15 protein-coding genes are annotated in these 20,385 nt (G+C 62.2%); 2 read left to right on the forward strand and 13 right to left on the reverse strand.

Going from position 1 to position 20,385, the window contains the following annotated elements:
• Positions 1 to 22: 22 nt before the first annotated feature.
• Both AC3EC3_RS06465 and zapE read left to right on the forward strand, forming a co-directional pair.
• Positions 23 to 472, forward strand: a complete 450-nt coding sequence (locus tag AC3EC3_RS06465) for a PaaI family thioesterase (RefSeq protein ID WP_488488783.1) — start codon at positions 23 to 25, stop codon at positions 470 to 472.
• Entirely contained in the window at positions 469 to 1,587 is a 1,119-nt protein-coding gene (zapE, locus tag AC3EC3_RS06470) for a cell division protein ZapE (RefSeq protein WP_488488784.1), read from the forward strand. Before AC3EC3_RS06465 ends, zapE begins: the two co-directional genes overlap by 4 nt.
• A gap of 369 nt (positions 1,588 to 1,956) precedes the next feature.
• Here zapE and AC3EC3_RS06475 read toward each other — a convergent pair whose 3' ends face one another.
• From AC3EC3_RS06475 to AC3EC3_RS06535, 13 genes are all read right to left on the reverse strand, one after another.
• Positions 1,957 to 4,260, reverse strand: a complete 2,304-nt coding sequence (locus AC3EC3_RS06475; RefSeq protein WP_488488785.1) for an EAL domain-containing protein — start codon at positions 4,258 to 4,260, stop codon at positions 1,957 to 1,959.
• A gap of 217 nt (positions 4,261 to 4,477) precedes the next feature.
• Complete coding sequence (locus AC3EC3_RS06480) at positions 4,478 to 6,373, reverse strand: XrtA/PEP-CTERM system amidotransferase (RefSeq protein ID WP_488489219.1); 1,896 nt, start codon at positions 6,371 to 6,373, stop codon at positions 4,478 to 4,480.
• Between the two features lie 10 nt (positions 6,374 to 6,383).
• Positions 6,384 to 7,928, reverse strand: a complete 1,545-nt coding sequence (xrtA, locus tag AC3EC3_RS06485; protein WP_488488786.1) for an exosortase A — start codon at positions 7,926 to 7,928, stop codon at positions 6,384 to 6,386.
• Positions 7,929 to 7,935: 7 nt separating this feature from the next.
• Positions 7,936 to 9,219: a TIGR03087 family PEP-CTERM/XrtA system glycosyltransferase gene (locus tag AC3EC3_RS06490; RefSeq protein ID WP_488488787.1), complete on the reverse strand. Its 1,284-nt coding sequence runs from the start codon at positions 9,217 to 9,219 to the stop codon at positions 7,936 to 7,938.
• Positions 9,220 to 9,223: 4 nt separating this feature from the next.
• Entirely contained in the window at positions 9,224 to 10,306 is a 1,083-nt protein-coding gene (locus AC3EC3_RS06495; RefSeq protein ID WP_488488788.1) for a FemAB family XrtA/PEP-CTERM system-associated protein, read from the reverse strand.
• Positions 10,303 to 11,193, reverse strand: a complete 891-nt coding sequence (locus tag AC3EC3_RS06500; protein WP_488488789.1) for an XrtA system polysaccharide deacetylase — start codon at positions 11,191 to 11,193, stop codon at positions 10,303 to 10,305. Before AC3EC3_RS06500 ends, AC3EC3_RS06495 begins: the two co-directional genes overlap by 4 nt.
• A gap of 29 nt (positions 11,194 to 11,222) precedes the next feature.
• Positions 11,223 to 12,449, reverse strand: a complete 1,227-nt coding sequence (locus AC3EC3_RS06505; RefSeq protein ID WP_488488790.1) for an XrtA/PEP-CTERM system-associated ATPase — start codon at positions 12,447 to 12,449, stop codon at positions 11,223 to 11,225.
• A 20-nt stretch (positions 12,450 to 12,469) separates the two neighbouring features.
• Complete coding sequence (locus AC3EC3_RS06510) at positions 12,470 to 14,206, reverse strand: preprotein translocase subunit YajC (RefSeq protein ID WP_488488791.1); 1,737 nt, start codon at positions 14,204 to 14,206, stop codon at positions 12,470 to 12,472.
• Positions 14,203 to 15,231 (reverse strand): P-loop NTPase family protein, encoded by a 1,029-nt coding sequence (locus AC3EC3_RS06515; protein ID WP_488488792.1) that lies wholly within the window; start codon positions 15,229 to 15,231, stop codon positions 14,203 to 14,205. The genes AC3EC3_RS06510 and AC3EC3_RS06515 overlap by 4 nt, the downstream gene beginning before the upstream one ends.
• Before the next feature lie 8 nt (positions 15,232 to 15,239).
• Entirely contained in the window at positions 15,240 to 16,763 is a 1,524-nt protein-coding gene (locus AC3EC3_RS06520; protein WP_488488793.1) for an XrtA system polysaccharide chain length determinant, read from the reverse strand.
• Positions 16,764 to 16,788: 25 nt separating this feature from the next.
• On the reverse strand, positions 16,789 to 17,433 hold the full coding sequence (locus AC3EC3_RS06525; protein WP_488488794.1) for an XrtA/PEP-CTERM system exopolysaccharide export protein: 645 nt from the start codon (positions 17,431 to 17,433) through the stop codon (positions 16,789 to 16,791).
• A gap of 160 nt (positions 17,434 to 17,593) precedes the next feature.
• Positions 17,594 to 18,820, reverse strand: coding sequence for a pyridoxal-dependent decarboxylase, exosortase A system-associated (locus AC3EC3_RS06530; protein WP_488488795.1), 1,227 nt, complete (start codon positions 18,818 to 18,820; stop codon positions 17,594 to 17,596).
• Positions 18,817 to 20,349, reverse strand: a complete 1,533-nt coding sequence (locus AC3EC3_RS06535; RefSeq protein WP_488488796.1) for an acyl-CoA ligase (AMP-forming), exosortase A system-associated — start codon at positions 20,347 to 20,349, stop codon at positions 18,817 to 18,819. Before AC3EC3_RS06535 ends, AC3EC3_RS06530 begins: the two co-directional genes overlap by 4 nt.
• Positions 20,350 to 20,385 lie beyond the last annotated feature (36 nt).

The raw sequence follows: 20,385 nt of genomic DNA on the forward strand, positions 1-20,385 counted from the left end.
TCTGGTCTACGGACCGATTGCCTTGCACGACACCGATCACACTTCAGTCCAGCCAGCGCCCGACGCTTGGCTGGACTGGCCTATTGAGGCATCTCGATTTGGGTTTCACGCTCTGGGCGCGCTTCAACTGCGCCATGACAGCCATGAACAGATACGCCTGAGATTACCTGCCACCGCGCCTCATCTCGGCAACTCTCACGGCAACATTCATGGCGGCGCCATTCTCACCCTCATCGATATGGGCATTTTCGCCGCAGCACGTTCGCGCCTTGGAGAACGTGCCGAGGGCGCAGTCACTCTGGACCTTCACAACCAGTTTATCGGCACGGGCCACCTAGGGGAGCCTCTCGATGTCGCCAGCGAGGTCGTCCGAGAAACAGGGCGCCTGATCTTTCTTCGCGGCAGCGTGGAACAAGGCGAACACCTCGTGTCCAGCTTCCTGGCAACTCTACGTAAGTCTCCACGCCCATGACTGGAATGTACGAAAGATACGAAACACTGGTCGCAACCGGGGAACTTCGGGTCGACTCGGAACAAGCTGCTGCGGCGGAGCGACTGGATCGCCTTCAGAGCGAACTCTACCGTGCGAAACCGGGTGGCGGTGCCTTCTTTGGCAAGCTGCTTGGCCGCAAGCCCCCCTCGCCTCGCGGGGTGTACATGTGGGGGGGCGTGGGCCGCGGCAAATCGATGCTTATGGATCTTTTCCATGACACGCTCGACATTCCGGAAAAGCGTCGTGTCCACTTCCATGCATTCATGCTGGAAGTTCACGAACGGCTTCGAGAGGAAAGAAAGAACGAGTCCGGAGATCCGATCCCCCCCGTTGCCGCTGCAATCGCTCGCAACCTGCGCTGCCTTGCCTTCGACGAAATGGTGGTAAACAATTCTGCCGACGCCATGATCATGAGCCGCCTGTTCACGCAGCTGATCGCCCACGAAGGCGTGACAATTGTCACCACATCCAACCGCGCGCCCTCACAACTCTATAAGGACGGGCTGAACCGCGAACATTTTCTGCCTTTTATCAAGCTGATCGAAACCGAGCTTGACGTTCTGACGCTCAATGGCCCAACGGACTATAGACTGCAACGCTTGGGAGGTATGGCCACATGGCACATGCCGCTCGGCGATCCAGCGACGGAACAGACGCGTGAAGCCTTTTATCGCCTCACCGACTATCCCCCCGAAGATGCCGAGCACGTACCTTCAGCGGAGCTGGATGTCGGCGGCGGCCGTATGCTCCACGTTCCCAAGAGCCTGAAAGGCGTTGGCGTATTCAGCTTCAAGCGCCTGTGCGGAGAGCCTCGCGGTGCGTCTGACTATCTGGCAATCGCGCGAGCCTACCACACCGTCATTCTTGTCGGCATTCCCCAAATGGGCCCCGATCGCAGGAACGAGGCTGCCCGGTTCGTGACACTGATCGATGCACTTTACGAACATCACGTAAAGCTGATCACAGCCGCCGATGCCGCACCTGAAGATCTTTATCAGGCAGGCACGGGCCGGTTCGAATTCGACAGAACCATAAGTCGCCTTAACGAGATGCAGAGTGCCGACTACCTCTCAAAAGGCCATGGTGACGAGTAGAAAGCTGATAACCGCCTCGAATCGGCCCGAGCAGTTAATCAACAGAAGACTACGCTTGCATAGACGACGAAGCAGAAAATAGTCGCTCAAAGACCGAAATCTGCCTGAGGCCAACCGGCCCTCCAAGCAAAATCCACGTCGTTCAAACAATAGAAAAATGAAAACGCGCGCCGGGCATAGTGCCAGACGCGCGTTTTATATTTGCATTTATCATGCGATCGACTCTCGTTCGTCATAACGAACGATGACGATTAGCGGCCGAAGCCACCCCACATCCAAGTGTACATATCATTTTCCCATGTGAACCGCCGCGTTTCCCCGCGGCTGTGCACATGGATAACAATGAGTTAACAATCTCTCAAGAAAATATTAACCAGTGCGCCGCGCACCTTCCCGGCCGATCTGCGTCTGAAAATCCCGGAATGGGACAGGTCGCCCTATGTGATAGCCCTGCACGAGGTCACAACCCCGTGCGCGAAGCATCTCCAGCACCACTGCCGTCTCCACCCCTTCCGCAACTACAGTGCGGTCAAGCGAGTGAGCCATCTCGATGATCGACTGCACAAGCAACAGGTCTTCCTTGCTGGTCTCCATTGCCGAAACGAAAACCTTGTCGATCTTGACTTCGCTTGCCGGCAGATAGCGCAAGTAATCAATCGTCGCGTTTCCGGTACCGAAATCATCGATAGAAAGTCTCAGCCCCATCTGAACAAGGCGCTGTAACATCTGGAACGTTCTTGACGTTCGATCGAGGCGATCTGTCTCCGTAATTTCAAGAACGAGCCTGTCTGGAGACAGATCATGCGCCTCCAGCGTCTGACCGATCATGTTCGGCAACCCGGGATTACGAAGCAGTTGAGCCGAGATATTCACGGCTATGGCCATGTCATGGCCCTCAACCTCGAGCGCCTTTGCACAACGCACTGCATCATCGAGCACGAAGCGTGTTATGCGCTCGATCCGATGGAATTCCTCAGCGATACGGATGAACTTATCCGGGCCGATCGGGCCGCGTACGGGATGAGTCCAGCGGACAAGCGCCTCTGCACCACATACCCGATTTGAGCGGAGGTCAAACTTCGGCTGATAGGCGACCCAGACCTCACCGTTATCGATCGCGCGATCAAGCGAGGTAAGCAATGAGATCTCCCATTGCGACTCCTGCTTCTCTCCCTGGCTGTGGTAGACCAGTTCATCATTGCGCACGGCCTCTTCTGCGGCTTGCATGGCTCCTGCGACCCGGGTCGACAACAGCCGATCAAACTCGGAATCGATGCCACAGTTAAACGAGAGGTCTACATCAAGACCCCCGACACGGATCCCGTTCTGGACAATGCGATGAAGCCCTTCCAGATTTTCCGAAATATCGAAAGCCTGACTGATGGACGACAGCCACATAAACATGCCGCCCTCGTGATATATCTCAGCCTCGCTGTCGCTGATCCGGATGCGACGAACGATTTCATCAGCGAGTTGCGCTTCAACTTTCTCCGAAAAGCTGCCAATGATTGCCCCGTAATTGCGGATTTTGAGCGCCACCAGGATATGCCCGGAGCGAGCGGCTGAATTACGCAGCGCATGTACACTGGGCAGTCCCGAGCCAAGGTTCGTCTCACCAGCGACCTCTACCCGATCAAGGTTTCGCATGCGAAACACCGCCACACTGGCACAGGCAAGTGCAGGAAATACAGCGACCTCCACCCTAATCAAATCCAGCACGAACGGCGCCGCTATCAGAACAACGGCCAAGCCGCTGAAGCGATAGACATCCAACACTTGGCCACGCTTCAAACCTGTAACCAATATCGCCAGCACAATCAGAAAGGGAGGCAACCAACCCAGGTTAACAGGTAGGCCTCTCTCAAGAGTTTCGGCCGCAATCGCATGAAAATACCCACCAGCGACAAAACCTTGGCCAGCCAAAGGATGAAGATCGTTATATGCAATCGCTCCGGGAGCAATTATCACATCTCGCCCTTCAACGACACCAATACCTTTTGCGCCATTTTCGACATCAAAATAGCTCAAAGTTGGTATTGTTCTATGGTCTATTGAATAATCAGGGCGAAAAACTTGATTAACATCACCCTTTATACCTGCAATTGAGGCCGCTATGCTTGGAATAATCCCCATCGGGCTATTTGAAGCATATGGAAAACTCACCCCTAAATTAAATGGGTGATGCGCACCTAGAAGTGAAATCACTTCAGCATGGTCTGCAAACTCTTTAGACGGTAGCATTTTCGCATAATTACCACCGCTTCCATCAGAGTTTGGCATAGCCCCCAAGAAAACCTTTCCTTTGTTTCGCAAAAGTACTGAAAGGAATTTCTTATCATCTGTAGGAGAATTATAGTACGAGAGCGCGCGGTCAAAGAATACGCGCCGTGCGCCTGCCTTGAACAAGTTGTCCAGGACCTTGGCATCATCGGCACGAGACACGTCCATCGCATCCAGTTTCTGCAACGTGCGGCTATCCTGAAGCACCATCACGATGTCACCCTTTGACGGATGAAGCCTCAGATAATTACGCGCATTGATCAGGATGTCTTCGACCGGCAGCCCGATTCCGGTCAGGCCACAAAGAACGCCTGTGAGCGTCGCCCACATAAGAATACGGGTACGAGCATTGCGCCAGAAGCCGCGGATGAATTGACGTAGTGAAAAAGTCACTGTTCGCCTCCGCAGGTCCACTCAGCCTCTCGCGCGAACAGCACCGGCCCCGCCTCGAAAACGGCAACCGGGTTTTGCTCAAAACAGGAATTCCAAACGATCATGTCGGCCCTTGCGATAACGCTAGACAGGCTCGACTTACGGCAAAGTTCCTAAGAATCGGTGTAGTTAACGCGCTGGCGAGCATTTCCCCTTGCGAGAAAGCCCAGGGCCGCGATCAGATCGCGAACAGCCGGCTCAGCGATTTTTCCAACATAAGCAACTGCCAGAGTTGTCGAGAATGATCGAAATGCCCGGAAATATGAGCCTCTGCCATGGCGCGAAGGTGCGGCATCTCGAACCAGCCAGTCCGGACCAGAGCTGCGTTATCACTCAATCCGCGTACAACCGACGCCAGCGGTCCGCGAAACCACTGAGCAATAGGCGTCACGAAGCCCTGCTTGGGACGCATCAAAACATGATTCGGCAGATCGTTACGCATGGCATGCTTCATCAGCCACTTGCCCTGCCCCCGACGGACCCTCAGGGATTCTGGCAGAACTGCGGCGAATTCAAGCAGTCGATGATCCAGCAGCGGCTCGCGTGCTTCCAGACTGACGGCCATGCTGGTCCGATCCACTTTCGTGAGAATGTCGCCGGGAAGCCAGAACTTCAAATCTGCATATTGCGCACGATCAAGCGCTGAGCGCGCAGGCGCAGCACGCATTATCTGCATGAGGGCGTGTTCCGCACGGTATTCACCGCGCAATGCCCTAAACGCCGGACTGAGCAGCGCGTCTCGCCCGTCCATTGTGCTCACCGCCAGTGCGCGGGCGTAAGCATCGTCTGAGTCTGCGGCCAGAGCCAGCAAGGTCGCCTTCGCACGCAGCGGCCTGGGCGCCCAGTCCGCCTTCGGATAAAGGCTTCCAAGCGAACCAAAGACCGGTCGCCGAAGCGCGCCCGGAAGTGATGAACGCACCCGCTCCTCGGCGTGGTGAAAGACATGACGCCGATACCCCGCCAAGGCTTCGTCCGCCCCATCGCCCGACAATGCCACCGTCACCGTCTCACGCGCCAGCTGACACACCCGCCAGGTTGGAAGCGCAGATGCATCTGCAAAGGGCTCGTCGAACATGCCCACCAGAGCATCTATTGCACCGAAATCATCGGGAGATACCTTGCGTGCGTGATGATCGGTCGAGAACAGCCGCGCGACTTCCGCCGCATAGCCGCTTTCGTCGAGTGAGCTGACATCGAAACCGATCGAGCAGGTCTTCACTGGCTGTCCGCTCATTTCAGACATCAGTGCGACTACGCTTGAACTATCTACTCCGCCCGACAGAAACGCACCAAGCGGGACGTCGGACACCATGCGAGAAGCAACCGCCTGACGCATCAATTCACGCAGTTCTTCGGCAAGATCGTCGGGCTTGCCTTTCCGGCGCCCTGCGAAGGAAATATCCCACCACTCTCGTTGTGCCGGCATCGGCTTATCGTGTTCCAGAAGAACATAATGGCCGGCGGCAAGCTTGACGACGTCCTTCACGATACAGCGACCATCGGGCACATAGCCCCAGGTGAGATAATCCTCCACCGCCAGCGGATCCACCTCGCGACGCAGCAAAGGGTGCGCCAGCAAGCCCTTGAGTTCCGAGGCGAAGGCAAGGCTGCCATCGCTCAATTGGGCCATGTAAAGCGGCTTAACGCCCAGCCGATCGCGCGCAAGGAACAAGGAGCGATTCTGAAGGTCATAGATCGCAAAGGCGAACATGCCATGTAGGCGTGACAGGCAGTCCGCTCCCCAGCGCTGCCATGCAGCGAGAATAACCTCGCTATCGCCATCCGTATGGAAAACGGCGCCCAGATCGCGCAGTTCTGCACGCAATTCCCGATAGTTGTAGATTTCGCCGTTGAAGACCAGCATCGCCCGACCGTCGGCTGACGCCATCGGCTGTGGCGAACCCGCGACATCGATGATCGACAGGCGCCGATGCCCCAGACCCACACCAGGTGCCGTCCAGATGCCTTGTCCGTCCGGGCCTCGATGTGCAAGGGCATCGCACATGAGTTCGATCCTCGCCGGATCAACCGGCTTCGGCGTTCCCAAATGATAGATGCCTGCAATGCCACACATATCGAGCGCTCTATCGCAGGCCTGCGATCCGGTCGACCCAGAGGTCGAGCGGACCGGCGGATCGGGCAAATGCCGCAATCGCGGCATTGCCGTCGCGCCCGGGCGACTGCTCGGCAGAAAGGATAAGCAGAGATGTCGGCCTGTCGCGCAGCAAAAGATGGTCTGCGATCACTTCGAGCTTGAGGCGAAGATTGCTGCCGGTCATCAACGAGCCAGTTCGATACCACGTCTGCGCGACACGCTGCACGCGCCCATCGCCAAGCAGTTGTTCTCCCTTTCCGCCCTCCAGACCGGCTACATCGTCCTGCCATGCCCAGGGACTGGACGGCATCAACGCACCCTGCCCGAAGCCTCCCGCCTCGCGCCCTTCCCCCTGGCTGTCATAGACCGCGATAAAGACATCCACCTGCTGCCCGGCAGCGTTGGCATACCGCCCCAGCAGGCGATGCTCTGCGCCTTCGGCCAGCGGCGACCACCATATCTGCGGCACATAGTTCACACGGTGCCAGCCGGGCACTGTGGGGAGATCGATCCGGGCAGGCAGTGGCGCCCTCACCTGATCCGCACCAAACGCCCACACCTGATAACCAACGACGACGAGAAGAAGGGCGAAAAGAGCCTTCCACGTCGTCGCCTCGAACCGGCGCAATCGTCCGATCAAGGGATTGTCAGCGATCTCCGAAACATCGATCATCCCTGCATCGGGATGGCGATCGAAGAAGCGCCAGGCGCACAGGATCACCACCGCCAGAACAATCGCGAAGAAGAACCAGCCGTAAATAATGTGATCTATGCCCGCAGCGACCTTGATGCCGAAGATCTGCGCGGCATAAACCGTGCCCCAGGCCCTGACTCCATTGGCCAGCACGGGCACGATGATGCAGGCAAGGATCATCACTGCCCGCCGACGCCAACTGACAAAGCAGACGTTCGCAGCGAGCACGCCAAACGCGAACATCGCGATCAGGAATTTCACCCCTGAGCAGGCCTCGGCAACCTCGAACAGACCGGCCGGCGTATCGATGAACACGCCTTCGATAACGGCAGGAACGCCGCTGAGATGTGTAAGAGCAACCGTGATCTTGGCCGTGATCGTCTGGAGCGGGCCGACAAGTTCATCGCCTGCCGGAACAAGAAAGACCATGTAGCACAACGGGAACCACAGCCCCGCCGTGATCTGAGGACCAAGGAGCAGCGGCACACTGCCCATCAACAGGCCGACAGCGCCAGCCTGCCGTGCGATATCCAGCCCCGACATTGCGCCCAGCAGCCAGAGGAAGCCTGCCAACAGCAGCGGAACCAACCCAGGCCACCACGCCCGCGGCTGTAGATGGATGAGCTGGCCACTACGCTGCCAGACCAGCCAGCCCAGGATCACCGGCACCAGCAACACGTGGTTATAAGTGGAAATATCCCACCATTGCCGCACCATGGCCAGCCAGTCGGGCCAGAACACAGCAATCAACCCCAGCCATACCAACCCGATACGCTGGAGGGCTGCGCGCCAATCTCGTTGTGCGGACGCATCACTGGAAAGATCGGGGCGAACACGCATCACAATATCAGGCGACGCCATCGAGCGCTCCGCAAGAGAAATTTCCGTCAGCCTGACGCCCAGTCACACCAAGGCAGGCCGGGAGTACCGCAAGCGCTGCCTCCCACCCCGCATGGGTAGCGATCCAGCGCCGGGCGGCAAGCGCCATTTCTGTACGCGATGCGCTATTTTCCCAGAGACTTACCACCGCATCTGCCATGGCCTGATCACTGTCCCGAATGCAGAACGCATGATCATCCGGCGCGTCTATACCTGTCGCCGCACCGGACGTGAGCACAACTGGAAGCCCCATGGCCATGGCCTCCAATACCTTGTTCTGCACACCCCGTGCGATCTCGAGTGGAACCAGCGCAAGATCCGCCGCGCGAAGCCAGGGGCGCATATCCGGCACGCGCCCCCATACATGCACGCCCTCGTGCCCGTGCATGGCGCGCAACGCCGCAGGCGGCTCACGCCCCACGATATGAAGAGTCGCGTCCGGAAGCTTGCGACGCACCAGCGGCAGAACACCTCCAGCCGCGCGCATCGCCGCTGCGATATTGGGTGGGTAGTCCATCTGGCCGGTAAATATGATCCTGGGACCGCCGGCAGAACGCATCTGTGTCTCGGGCGCGCAGGCGTCAGGCGAGAACAACACGTTGTCGATGCCGTTACCCATTGTCAGCACCCGCGAGTGCAGGCTTCCTCCGGATAGCCGCGAACGAAAGAGGGTAGCCTCGGCATCGCTGATCAGCAGGCTAACGTCCGCTCGGCTGGCCAGTCTGGCCTCTTCGGCCTTGAGCAGTCGACCTTCCCGCCGATCGATCCATGCGCGCAGGCTGCGGCGGTTTTCTCCATAGGCGTCGAACTTGGCGGAATCGACATCGACGAAATCCATTACCACCCGGCCTGGAAAATCATCGGGCACATACTGTCCCATCTGACCCGAAAAAACGTAAATCGCCGCTATCGGGCGCGTATCGAGGACTTTGCGAACGTATGCCCGCAAGCGGCCGTGATCGAAAGCCGAGAGGCTGACCGGCCGGCCGCTTGCAAGTGCCGTAACCCCGGCAACCGGTAACGGCAGCACCCTTGGGACAAGGCAATAGCTTTGGGCGAGCAGACCAAGCGCCTGTTCCGAAGCGCGATCCTCCGGATCATCGGCAAACGTCCCGACATGAACCGGCGCCAGCTCGCCCAGCGCACGCAAGACATGGTGAGAACGAATCTTGTCGCCGCGATCAGGCGGAAACGGGATGCGGTGAGACAGGAAAAGGATTTCGCCACCCTCGGCGAAGCGCGCGGGCGCCATCACCTCAGCCGATGCCCCGGGCGATCAGCGGGCCGAGCAGATTGGCCACCGGCAGCGGCAGCTTCTGCCAGATGCGGATCTGCATCGCCAGCTTGGCACTGGTAGGATCGGCCTCGCGCACCTTGCCGCCCGGCGCCGTCCAGCTGGCATAAGTCAGCAATTCCGGCTCGAAGCCCCAGTTGCGCTTGAAGTGCCACGCTCCGCTGTCTGCCTTGGAACGGCCGAAGTCGAAATGCGTGCAGCCTCGCGCGCGCGCATGATTCATCAGCGCATAGTACATCCGGTCATTCGCCCGCAGCGCGCGAGCGCCATGCGTGCCGCCGCCCCAGTACGGCATGACGGCGCCGCCATGGTACACGCTCAGCACGCCTGCCACCGGCGCCCCCTGATGCCACACCGTCAGAATATCGGCATCCTCGCCGAAGCCGTCGAGCACGCTGTCGAGCAGCCTGCGCGGGAAGACCGGGGTTCCGAGATTGCGATAGCTTTCGGCAAAGACGCGATAGTGCGCCGCGCGGTCGCGTTCCGATCTGCCGACCTCCACCGTCAGATCGTTGCCCAGCGCCTTGCGCACTTCGGCACGCTGCTTGCGCGGGATCGCCTTCAGCTCAGCCTCGTCATCCGCTTCGAGCGCGCGCGCGAAATTGCCGTGGGCACCGTGCTTAAAGGACCAACCCTCGCCGCCCTCTTCCGGTAGCGTCCCACCGCGCAGTTCGATCGTGGGGCACTTGTAGCACTCCGCCAGACGCTGCGCCTCGGCAAACATCGGCGCCGGATCGGCCAGCCGATCGATGGCGAGCAATCCACCGCCGACCGCAAAGCCGCTGGAGGCGAGCACGTTGCCGAAAACAGGGGAGCGGATGGCGTTGAGCGGCAGCAGCGCAACGATCTCGCCCTGACGCTCCTGCAACAGCGCATCGGCGCGATTGCCGGTCGCCTGTGCTACCGAAACGAACCATGCGGGACGATGGAAGGGCGTGCTGTGCGGATGCGCCAGCACGAAGCGGTCGATCCGCGCGCGCTCCGTCACATCGCCAAGATCGGCAAGGCGCACGACCGTTCCGCTGGATGGAAACGGCGCGTTCATGCCGCCTGCGCGAAAACAGAGGCCCGCTGACGTTCGCGCTCGGCAAGTTCGTCCATCCGGCCCCACGCGAAGTCCTTCAGCAGACGGCGCAACTTGCCCGCCATCGCATCGAGGTTGGTGTAATGGCGCAGCCTGGACCGCAAAGGCGCATCGGCCACGCGCGGCTGGCCGGGATCGACTTCCCACGGGTGGAAATAGAACACCGCCGGGCGCGCGCCATCAGCGGCATTTCCAGCATTCACCTGTCGGATCGCCCAGCGCGAAAAACCATAAGGCAGCACGCGGAAGAAACCACCGCCGCCTGCCGCCAGTCGCCGCTGGCCCAGCAGCGCGGTCGTCACCGGGATTTCGACCAGATCGCTGCCTGTGATCGGCTGAAACGCAAAGCGCGGCGCCTCCCGCCAGCCATAGTGATCGTGCACCACCGGCGCGACGCTGGAGCTATAGGCATAGCCCTGCTCGGCCAGAACCTCGAACGCCCAGGGCGTACGCGCATCGATGGAGAAGCTCGGAGCGCGATAGCCGCGCACCGCCATGCCGGAGGTATCCTCCAGCACCTTGCGCGCCCGCTCGATGTCGCTTGCGAAAGCTTCGGTGCCCAGACGGAACACGCGATCGTGCGACCAGCCGTGGCTGGCGATCTCGTGCCCCTGTTCGGCGATCCGCCGCATCATCTGCGGATGGCGCTGCGCCACCCAGCCCAGCGTGAAAAACGTGCCCTTCACGCCCGCCTCGTCGAACAGCGCCAGCACCGCATCGCAGTTGCGTTCGACACGATCTTCCAGCGACGGCCAGTGGTCCTTGTCGATCACCTTCTCGAAGGCGCCGACCTGGAACCAGTCCTCGACGTCGACCGAAAGCCCGTTCACCGGCCGGTTCGGCTGCATGGCTGCAAACTCCTTCGAAAGCCTGACGGTCAGGCGGCGACGCGCTGGCCTTCGCTGCCCTCGAACCATTCGATCAGCATGGTGAGCATGTGGCGCATGGTGCGTTCCTGCTCGGCAAGGCGCGCTTCCAGCTTCTCCGTGTGCACCTTGGCGGCGGCAAGCTGGGCTTCGAGCGCGGCCATGGCCTGCGCATTGCCTGCCGCTGCATCGGCCTCGCGCTGCTGCGCGGCGGAGGCGAGTTCGGAAACCGCGTGATGCAGTTCCTCGATCTGCGAATCGCGCTGCGCCAGGGCGTTCTCGATCAACGCGATCGCGGCGGCCTGATCGAGGCCCTGTATGACGGGCGCGGCCTGATATGGGGCGGGTGCCGCTTCCGGCATCCCAGCCAGAGGGGCTGCCATCGGCGCGACCTGCTCTGCCACCGGCGTCACCAGCGAACGGGTGCCATCGGCATCCAGCTCGGCCATGACTTGATCGAGCATCGTCGTCTCGATCCGGTTGCGACGCTCGACCGCCCCCAGCAGCAACAGGCGATTGACCACCTGGTTGATGCGGCGCGGGATGCCCCCGGTCGCCTCATGGAGCGCGGGATAGATATCCGGGTCGATATCCGGGTTGCCCTGCCAGCCCACGCGCGAAAGGCGGTGCTCGACATAACCGCGCACTTCGCCCGGCAGCATCGCACCCAGATGATGCGTCGCGATCACCCGCTGGCGCAACTGCTCCAGATGCGGACTTTCCAGCAGGGTGTGGCGGAACTCGGGCTGACCCAGCAGCAGCGTCTGCAACAGCGGGTGCGAGCCAAGCTGGAAGTTCGAGAGCATGCGCAGTTCCTCGATCGCCGTGACCGAGAGGTTCTGCGCTTCGTCCACGATCAGCAGGCAGCGTCGGCCCGCGCGGGCCTCTGCATGAAGGAAGGCCTCCACCGCGCCCAGCGCCGAAGCCTTGTCATGCCCCGCCACCCGCAGCCCGAAAGCCTGCGCGGCAACGTGGACGATTTCCTCGCCATCCAGCGCGCTGGTGACGATGTGCCCCACGGTCAGCCGCGCCGGATCGATCGTGTCCATCAGATAGGCGACCAGCGTGGACTTGCCCGCGCCGACCTCGCCGGTAATGACCACGAAGCCTTCGCCTTGCGCAAGACCGTAGCCGAGATAGGACAGCGCCTTGCGGTGCGTCTGGCTCTCGAAGAAGAAGGCAGGATCAGGCGTCAGCTGGAAGGGCCGGCCATTGAGCCTGTAGAAGTCATCGAACATACGTCGTCCCTCCTCGGGCCTTAGAAGCTGTAGCGCACGCCCACCAGGGCGGACGCTGACCAGATATCGTCGATGGAGGGATCCTTGCGGGTGATCCCGTCCAGTGAAAGCGCTGCCGTGGCGCGCAGGCGCTCGGTCAGCAGGCGGTAGTAGGCGGCGGTGATGCCGTAGCCGGTCGAGTCCGAATCGATCGCATCGGTACTCGTCAGCCAGTTGACGTAGGCCGTGGCAGACCAGCCCGCATTCGTGCCGAGTTGGCCATTCACATAGGCATTGATCCACGTGTTCTCGTCGATCACGCCATCCGCCGACGCCAGAATCGTGCCCTGAGCAGCGATGTAGTTTCGGCGATCATACCCTGCCGCAAGCCCCGCGCCCAGCCTGCCGAAGCGCCAGCCGTAGCTTGCCATGATACCGCGATCGCGGAACGTGGAGGACCGCACCGATCCGAGCACCCCGGAAAGGCAGGTGCCGCCGTCGACCGAGGACACGCAGCCCTGCAATTCGCCCGTGACGGGATCGCGAATGACGGTGAAATCATCCGGCAGACTGTCCAGCGTGCGGTCAAGCTGACCACCGAACCCGGCAACGTTGTCGTAGACCGAGATGTTCAGCGAACTGCGGTCATTGGGCGCATAGGCGAACATGCCGCCGAAGCTGGTGCTGCCATAGCGACGACCGATGTGCGCGCTGGCGGAAGTGCGCGGACTGGGCCGCCACATCACGCCGACGTCCCAGGTCAGGCCGGTCACGTCATAGGACAGCACCCGCGGGCTGGACTTGTCGGTGACGTAGCGTCCGTGGCTGTCGATTTCGGGATTGCCGTCCGCATCGTAGACGGCATCGCGATTGCCCATCGTCACGTCTTCGTAGCCGAGCGCGCCGGTCATCTGCACCGTGCGGCTGACCGGGACGGTCACGATGCCGCGCACCTGAATGTCGCGCACTCGCTGATCGAGGTTGGAGATATTCTCCTGGTAGAACGTGCCGCCGACACCCAGCCCCACAGGCGCAATGGTGCCCGGTGCGAAGCCCGCCTCAAGATCGGCCATCTGCGTCCAGCTCTTGTCGAACACATCGACCAGCGGGCTGTCCGCGCTGGCGCGATAGGCATTGCTCTGCCCGACCTTGGTATAGCCGATGCGATAGTTCGCAGAGAGGTCGAGATCGCCGATCCGTGAGGTATAGGACGGCCCCGCATAGACCGAATAGATATCGGTATTGCCAAGGCTGTCGGCGATGCCGCTGGAAATCGCGGTGCCGCCCGTCACGCTCGCACGGGTGGCAAGGCCGCCCGCCTCCAGCGTCAGCCCGCGGGCGAGCGTGGTGTATCCCCGGACAAGACCACTCACGGCATCACCATCGGAGGCGTTCTTGCTCCAGCCGAAGTGGTGCTCGTAACGCACCGAGGCGGCCAGACCGTTTCTGCGACCCGTGATGCTGGCATCCGCCCCCACAGCGGCCTGTGTATAGGTCAGCACGTCATCGACGGGCGCGAACTGCGCGTTCACGATCTGGTCGATCTCGATATAGGGCGTGATCTGGACCTTGCGACCCTTGTGATCCGCCGCACGGGCCGCCCGCTTTTCGCTGCGTGTCGCGCCCACATCCGCCGGCTCGCCGCCGGGCCCCGACGACGTGCCGACCGAATCGTACCCCATCGTCTGCGCAGCCGCCACCTGCGGCAGAGCAAGCGCCGCCACGCCTGCCAGCGCGAGCATCTTCGCCGAATATGTCCCCCCCTTCGCGCGCATCATCCGGTGTACCCGTAATAGGTGCCGAACTTGCGCCCGCTAGGGCTGAACTGCGCGGCGTTGAGCAGCAACTGGATGTTCGGACAGGCCGACAGCAGCGAGATCGCATCTTCCAGCGCGCCCTGCCCCGTGCTGTCGGCGCGCACGACGATCATAGTCTGGCCGACATACTTCGCCAGTTCCGGCGCGGTCGAGGCGGCCAGCACGGGCGAGGAATCGAAGATCACGATGCGGTGCGGCGCATGCTCGGTCAGCCGGTCCAGCACGCGAGCCGTGCGCGAGGAGGAGATATATTCGCTGTCGTGACTGCTGGCGTCGCCTGCGGGCAACACCCAGAGCCCCGGAATGTCGGTGCCCAGCACGAAGTCAGCCACGTCCGCATCCTCGTTCATCACCGCGTCCATCAGGCCGGGCCCGCCGGGCAGACCCAGCGCCGAGAGGATTGAGGGCTTGGCGAAATCGGCATCGACCAGCAGCACTTCGCTCTCTGTTTCCGCGGCGATCGACAGCGCAAGGTTGAGCGAGCAGTAGGTCTTGCCCTCGCCCGGATGCGGCGAGCAGACCAGCACGCGCTGCGCTGCACCACCTGCCTTCTGACGGCGCAGATCGGCGGCGTGAACAAGCAACTGCCGCTTGACGATGCGAAACTCCTCCAGAAGCGCAGTCACGGCGCCTTCCGGTACGATCAGTCCCTGTTCGCGAAGTTTCTCGCGGTCGACCGGGTGGCGTACTTGCGAAAAATGCGGCGGCGCGGTGACGGCAAGGCCCGCATCCTCCGCGACCGGCGAAATCTCGCCGGGAGCGGAAGCGGGAGCAGGAGCCGGAGCGGCTTCAACCGGCGTCGCCTGAACGGGCTCCGCTACAGCTTCTGCGGGCACCTTGGCCGCAGGGGCAGGCGGCACCGCGACCGGGCGCGTCAGATAGCTGTTGAGGTCGAAATGACCGGCCACCCGCTCGATCAGCGATTCGCCTTCGGCCTTGGGCCCTTCGTGGTCTTCGGACATCGGGATCCTGCTGTGCTCGTTCATCGCTTCGCTCACGCCACCATGCCGCGCTGGACGAATTCCACCGCCAGCAGCACGAAGCACAGTCCGCCCAGTGCGACTGTCGCCCCATAGAAGTACTTCAAACGACGGTTACGCTGCAAACGTGCCGTTTCGGTAAGATTACGCGAGATCGCACCCAGCACCGGCAGGCCCGTGGAACGCTCCAGCGCCGCCGTGGTCGAATAGACCGAACGCAGGCGGCTGAGAATGAAAGCACCTGCGCAGCCACCGCCCAGCCCGGCGATCAGCACGCCGACCAGCAGGATCGGGCGATTGGGCGCGACAGGCGCACGCGGCGTCGTCGGCGGATCGACCACCTCGAACTTCACGGCTTCGCGCTCGGTCTTCACCTCGCCGCGCAGACGCAGTTCCTCGCGATCCTGCAGCAGCTTGTCGTACTGGTCGCGAAGGACGTCATAATCACGGCTGATGCGCTGTGCCTCGGAGGCCAGTTCGGGATCCTGGATCGACGAGGCCTGGAGCTGCGCCACTTCGGACTGCACACCCGCACGGCGCGAGATCAGCGCCTGCACGGTCGCCTCACGGTCGGCTCGCATCGATTCAAGCGAAGCGTAAGCGGGATTGGGCACACCGCCGCCGCCCGATGCCTTTTCGGCGGCCGCAGGCCCGCGCAAGGCGGCGACCTGGTTCTTCGCCGCGATCACGTCGGGATGGCTGTCGGTCAGCCCGCGCGCCTTCATCGATGACAGGTTGGCCTCCGCCTGCGCCAGCGCGCCGGACGCACTGCCCACGCTGCCGCCCGGAAGCGTGCGCGGCGTGCTGGCAAGCTGGCCGGTGATGGCCGCCAGCGCGCTTTGCGCAGCCGTCAGATCGGCGTCGATGTCGCGCTGGTTCGAGCGGGCATTTTCAAGGTTCTGCACGACGGCAGCGCCGCCCTGCACCATCTCGGGATGCGCGGCCTCGAACGCGGTGCGCTTCGATTCGGCGGCTTCCAGTTCCTTTTCGCGCTGGTCCAGCTGGCGGTTCACGAACTCCAGCGTCTCCACCATGTCACCGCGATTGCCCGCGAGGTTCTCTTCGCGGAAGATGTCGATCATCTTCTGCGCGATGTCCTGCGCCAACTGCGCGTTCTCGGCATCCGAATACGAGCTGTAGCTGGCCGTCGCGGTGATCTGGAACAGGTTGTCCTGCTGCGCCACGACCGAGACGTTGTTGGCGAGCGTCAGCACCGCCGATTCCATCTGCTTGGGGCTGGTGATCGTGTCGCCAAGGCGCGTTGCACGCACCACTTTCTCAAGATTCTTGGCGCTCGTCAGCGTCTGGCGGATGCGGTCGATATCGCGCTTCTTGTCGGCGACACCGATGCCCACCTGTTCGGCCAGCGCGTCATCAAGCTGGATAAAGATGCGCGCCTGCGACTGATAGCTGTTGGGCACCATCGCCACCGCCAGCCAGCCGAGCAGGCAGATCGCCCAGGCCAGCGCCAGCGCGATCCAGCGCCGCGTCCACACGCTGTGCAATGCGCTGAGGATCTGTTCCTGAAGAGCGTTCATCGCCTGTGCCCGTTCCCGTTCCCGCTCAGAACATGCTCTCGGGGATGATGATCACATCACCCGGCTGGAGCATGACGTTGGCCTTGCTGTCACCCTTCTTGAGCAGGTCGCTGAGACGCAGCGCGTATTCCTTCTGCTTGCCGCTGGTCTTGTCGAACCGGATCAGCCGCGCGCGATTGCCCGCTGCGTATTCAGACAGACCGCCCACCGCGATCATCGCGTCGAGCACGGTCATATTCGCGCGGTAGGGAATGGAGGCGGGCTTTTCGGTAGCCCCGACGACGCGAATCTGCTGGCTGAACGTGCCCGAGAAGCTGTCGACGATCACCGAGACCAGCGGATCCTCGATATATTGCGACAGTTGCAGGCGGATATCCTCGGCCAGCATCGCCGGCGTCTTGCCGACGGCAGGCATGTCGCTGATCAGCGGCGTGGTGATCCGGCCGTCAGGACGAACCTGCACTTTCGCACTCAATTCGGGATTGCGCCAGACGAAGATCGTCAGGTTGTCGAGCGGGCCGATGCGGTATTCCTCGCCCGGCCCTTCCTGCATCGCCACGAACGCGGCAGGCGGAAGCTGCGGCGCCTTCGCCGTCGTCGCACACCCGGTCAGCGCCGTGCTGGCAAGCGCGCTGGCGGCAAGGATGGAGGCAAAACGGTTGCGCGGCATGCAGGACTTCCCTCAGCGTCATCGTTAATCACAAACGTCAGAAAGCCGCCCATGCGATGACAAGTTCCCCCTGAATATCAGGGAAAAGGGTGAACATTGCGTTAGTCTTGAAACGAGATTCGAGCAGCAGTCCCGAAACGGGACTGTCGTCAGGCACGGATCAGACCAGCATCTCCACGGCAGCGCCCTGCCCCAGGAAAGCGGCAGGACTGGCGCTTGCCCCATAGGCACCAGCGCAGAAAACCACCGCCAGATCATCCACATCCGCACGTGGAAAACCGCCCTTGTCGGCCAGCTTGTCCAGCGGCGTACACAGACAGCCGACGATGCTGGCCTCTTCCTCGACCCCGGCGCCGAAGCGTGTCGCGATCGCGCTGGGATAATTGCGCCGCACCACCGTTCCGAAGTTGCCCGAGGCAGCTAACTGGTGATGCAGCCCTCCATCGGTGATGAGGAAGACTTCGCCATGGCTGATCTTGCGATCGATGATTCGGGTAAGGTAGATCCCCGCTTCGCCGACCAGATAGCGGCCCAGTTCGATACAGAACTGCGTCTCCTGAAGCACATCGGGCAGCGTCGCGAACGCCTCACCCAACCGCTCGCCGACCAGCACCGTGTCGAGCGGCGCGTCGCCGGGGAAATAGGGTATGCCGAAACCGCCACCCAGATTGCAGTGCGGCAGGTCGACGCCTGCCTCCCCGGCCAGCGCGGCGGCGAGTTCCAGCGTCTGCAACTGCGTGGCGGCGATCGCCTCGGCATCGAGCGCCTGACTGCCTGCAAAGATGTGAAAGCCGCGCCACTCGGCGCCGCTGTCGACGATCAGGCGCGCGAGTGTCGGCACACGTTCTGCATCGATGCCAAAGGGCTTGGCGCCGCCGCCCATCTTCATGCCCGAGCCCTTGAGATCGAACGATGGATTGACCCGGATCGCCAGACGCGGCGCAATGCCCAGCCGCTCACCGATCATCAGCGCACGACGCGCCTCGGCCTCCGATTCGAGGTTCAGCGTCACGCGTGAGGATATTGCCGCCTCCAGTTCCTCGTCGCGCTTGCCAGGACCGGCGAAGCTGACGCGGCGCGGATCGATGCCCGCTCCGGTGACGATGGACAGTTCTCCGCCCGAGGCGATGTCGAACCCGTCAACCAGCCCGTCCATTATCGCCAGCAAGGGCACGAAGGGATTGGCCTTCACCGCATAATGCAGCGCCAGCCGCTCCGGCATGGCGGCGCGCAGCTGCGCGATCCGGGCGCGGACGAGATCGGCGGAATAGAGGAACAGCGGCGTGCACCCCGCTTCCTGAACCCAGTCCGTCACCGGACGCCCTGCGACGGCCAATACGCCATCGATCCCATCATATCCCGCAGGGATCGGCCCCAGCGCCTTCATGCCGAAATCTCCTGAAACAGACCGGTGCGGTCGATCTTGCCATTGGGGCCTATCGGCATCGCCGCGCGCCAGTGAAATACCCTTGGCTGCATGAAATTGGGCAGATCGCGCGCGAGCCGCCTGGGCAGTTCGGCCTCCGCCTCCTCGGTTGCAACGCCCGGAGCAGCCCGAACCACCAGATGCACCGCATGGCCAAGCCTCGCATCGGGGAGACCCAGCGCCACCGCTTCGGCGACCAGCCCGGTGGCGAGCGCGGCGTCCTCCACCTCCTGCGGGCTAATGCGGTTGCCCGCGCTCTTGATCATCGCATCGCGCCGCCCGACGAAATAGAGAAGACCGTCCGCATCGCGCCGCACCCGGTCGCCCGACCACACCGCCATACCGCCATAGCGAGACGCTGCCGGGGCCTGCTTGAAACGTTCGGCTGTGCGCTCCGCATCCTGCCAGTAACCGTGCGCGACGAGCGGGCCGGAATGGACGAGTTCGCCCTCCACATTGTCCGCCGCGACCTGCCCCTCATCGTCGATCACGAGGATCTCGGCATGGGGGATCTCCTTGCCCATCGACGTCGGATGCGTGTCGATCAGTGCGGGATCGAGATAGGTCGAGCGGAACGCTTCGGTCAGCCCATACATCGCGAAAAGCCGTGCCTTGGGAAACAGCGACCGCATGCGCTTCACCAGATCGACCGTCAGCGCGCCGCCGGTATTCGTGAGCCGCCGCAGCTTTGCCGCCGTCGCCTCCGGCCAGTCCACCTCGCACAGTTGTACCCAGAGCGGCGGCACCGCGCCCAGCGAGGTGATGCCGTGCCGGTCCACCGCCTTCATCACATCGCGCGGCACCAGATAGTCGAGCGGCACCACGCAGGCGCCCGCATACCATGTCGAAAGCAACTGGTTCTGGCCGTAATCGAACGAGAGCGGCATCACGCCCAGCACGCGATCCTGCGGCGTGACGCCCAGATATCCGGCGACGCTTTCCGCACCCAGCCACATGTTCGCGTGGCTGAGCATCACGCCCTTGGGGCGCCCGGTCGATCCGCTGGTGTAGAGGATCGCGGCCAGCGCATCCGGGTCGGCACTGGACGGCGGCAGGGCAAGGTCTGCCGCACCTGCCGCTTCCAGAACCTCCTGCTCAGCCACCAAGCGACAGACGGACGGCACATCGCCCGGCTCCAGCCCCGAAAGGCGCGCGGGCGTCCCCATCAGCAGTGATGCGCCCGAATCGGCAAGGATATGCGCCACCTGCGCGCGCTTGAGCAGCGGGTTGATCGGCACATGGATCAGCCCTGCCCGCGCAGCGGCGAGCGGCATCAGGCAGGTCAGTTCGCCTTTCGCCGCCCATGTCGCCACCCTTGCGCCTTTTTCGGGCACCTCACGCGCCAGCCACCCCGCCAGACGAGCGACACGCGTTCTTAAGGCCTTGTAGGTTAGAGGCCCTTCGCGCAGCACGAGAGCTTCGGCATCGTCCTCACCTCGCAGAGCCAGATGGTCGAGCGGCAGGGCAGAGGCGGTTTCAGGCGCTGGCATGGCTTGACGCGGGGCTCCGCAAGAGGTGGATAGGAT

It is taken from the genome of Novosphingobium sp. BAM6, assembly GCF_057784955.1.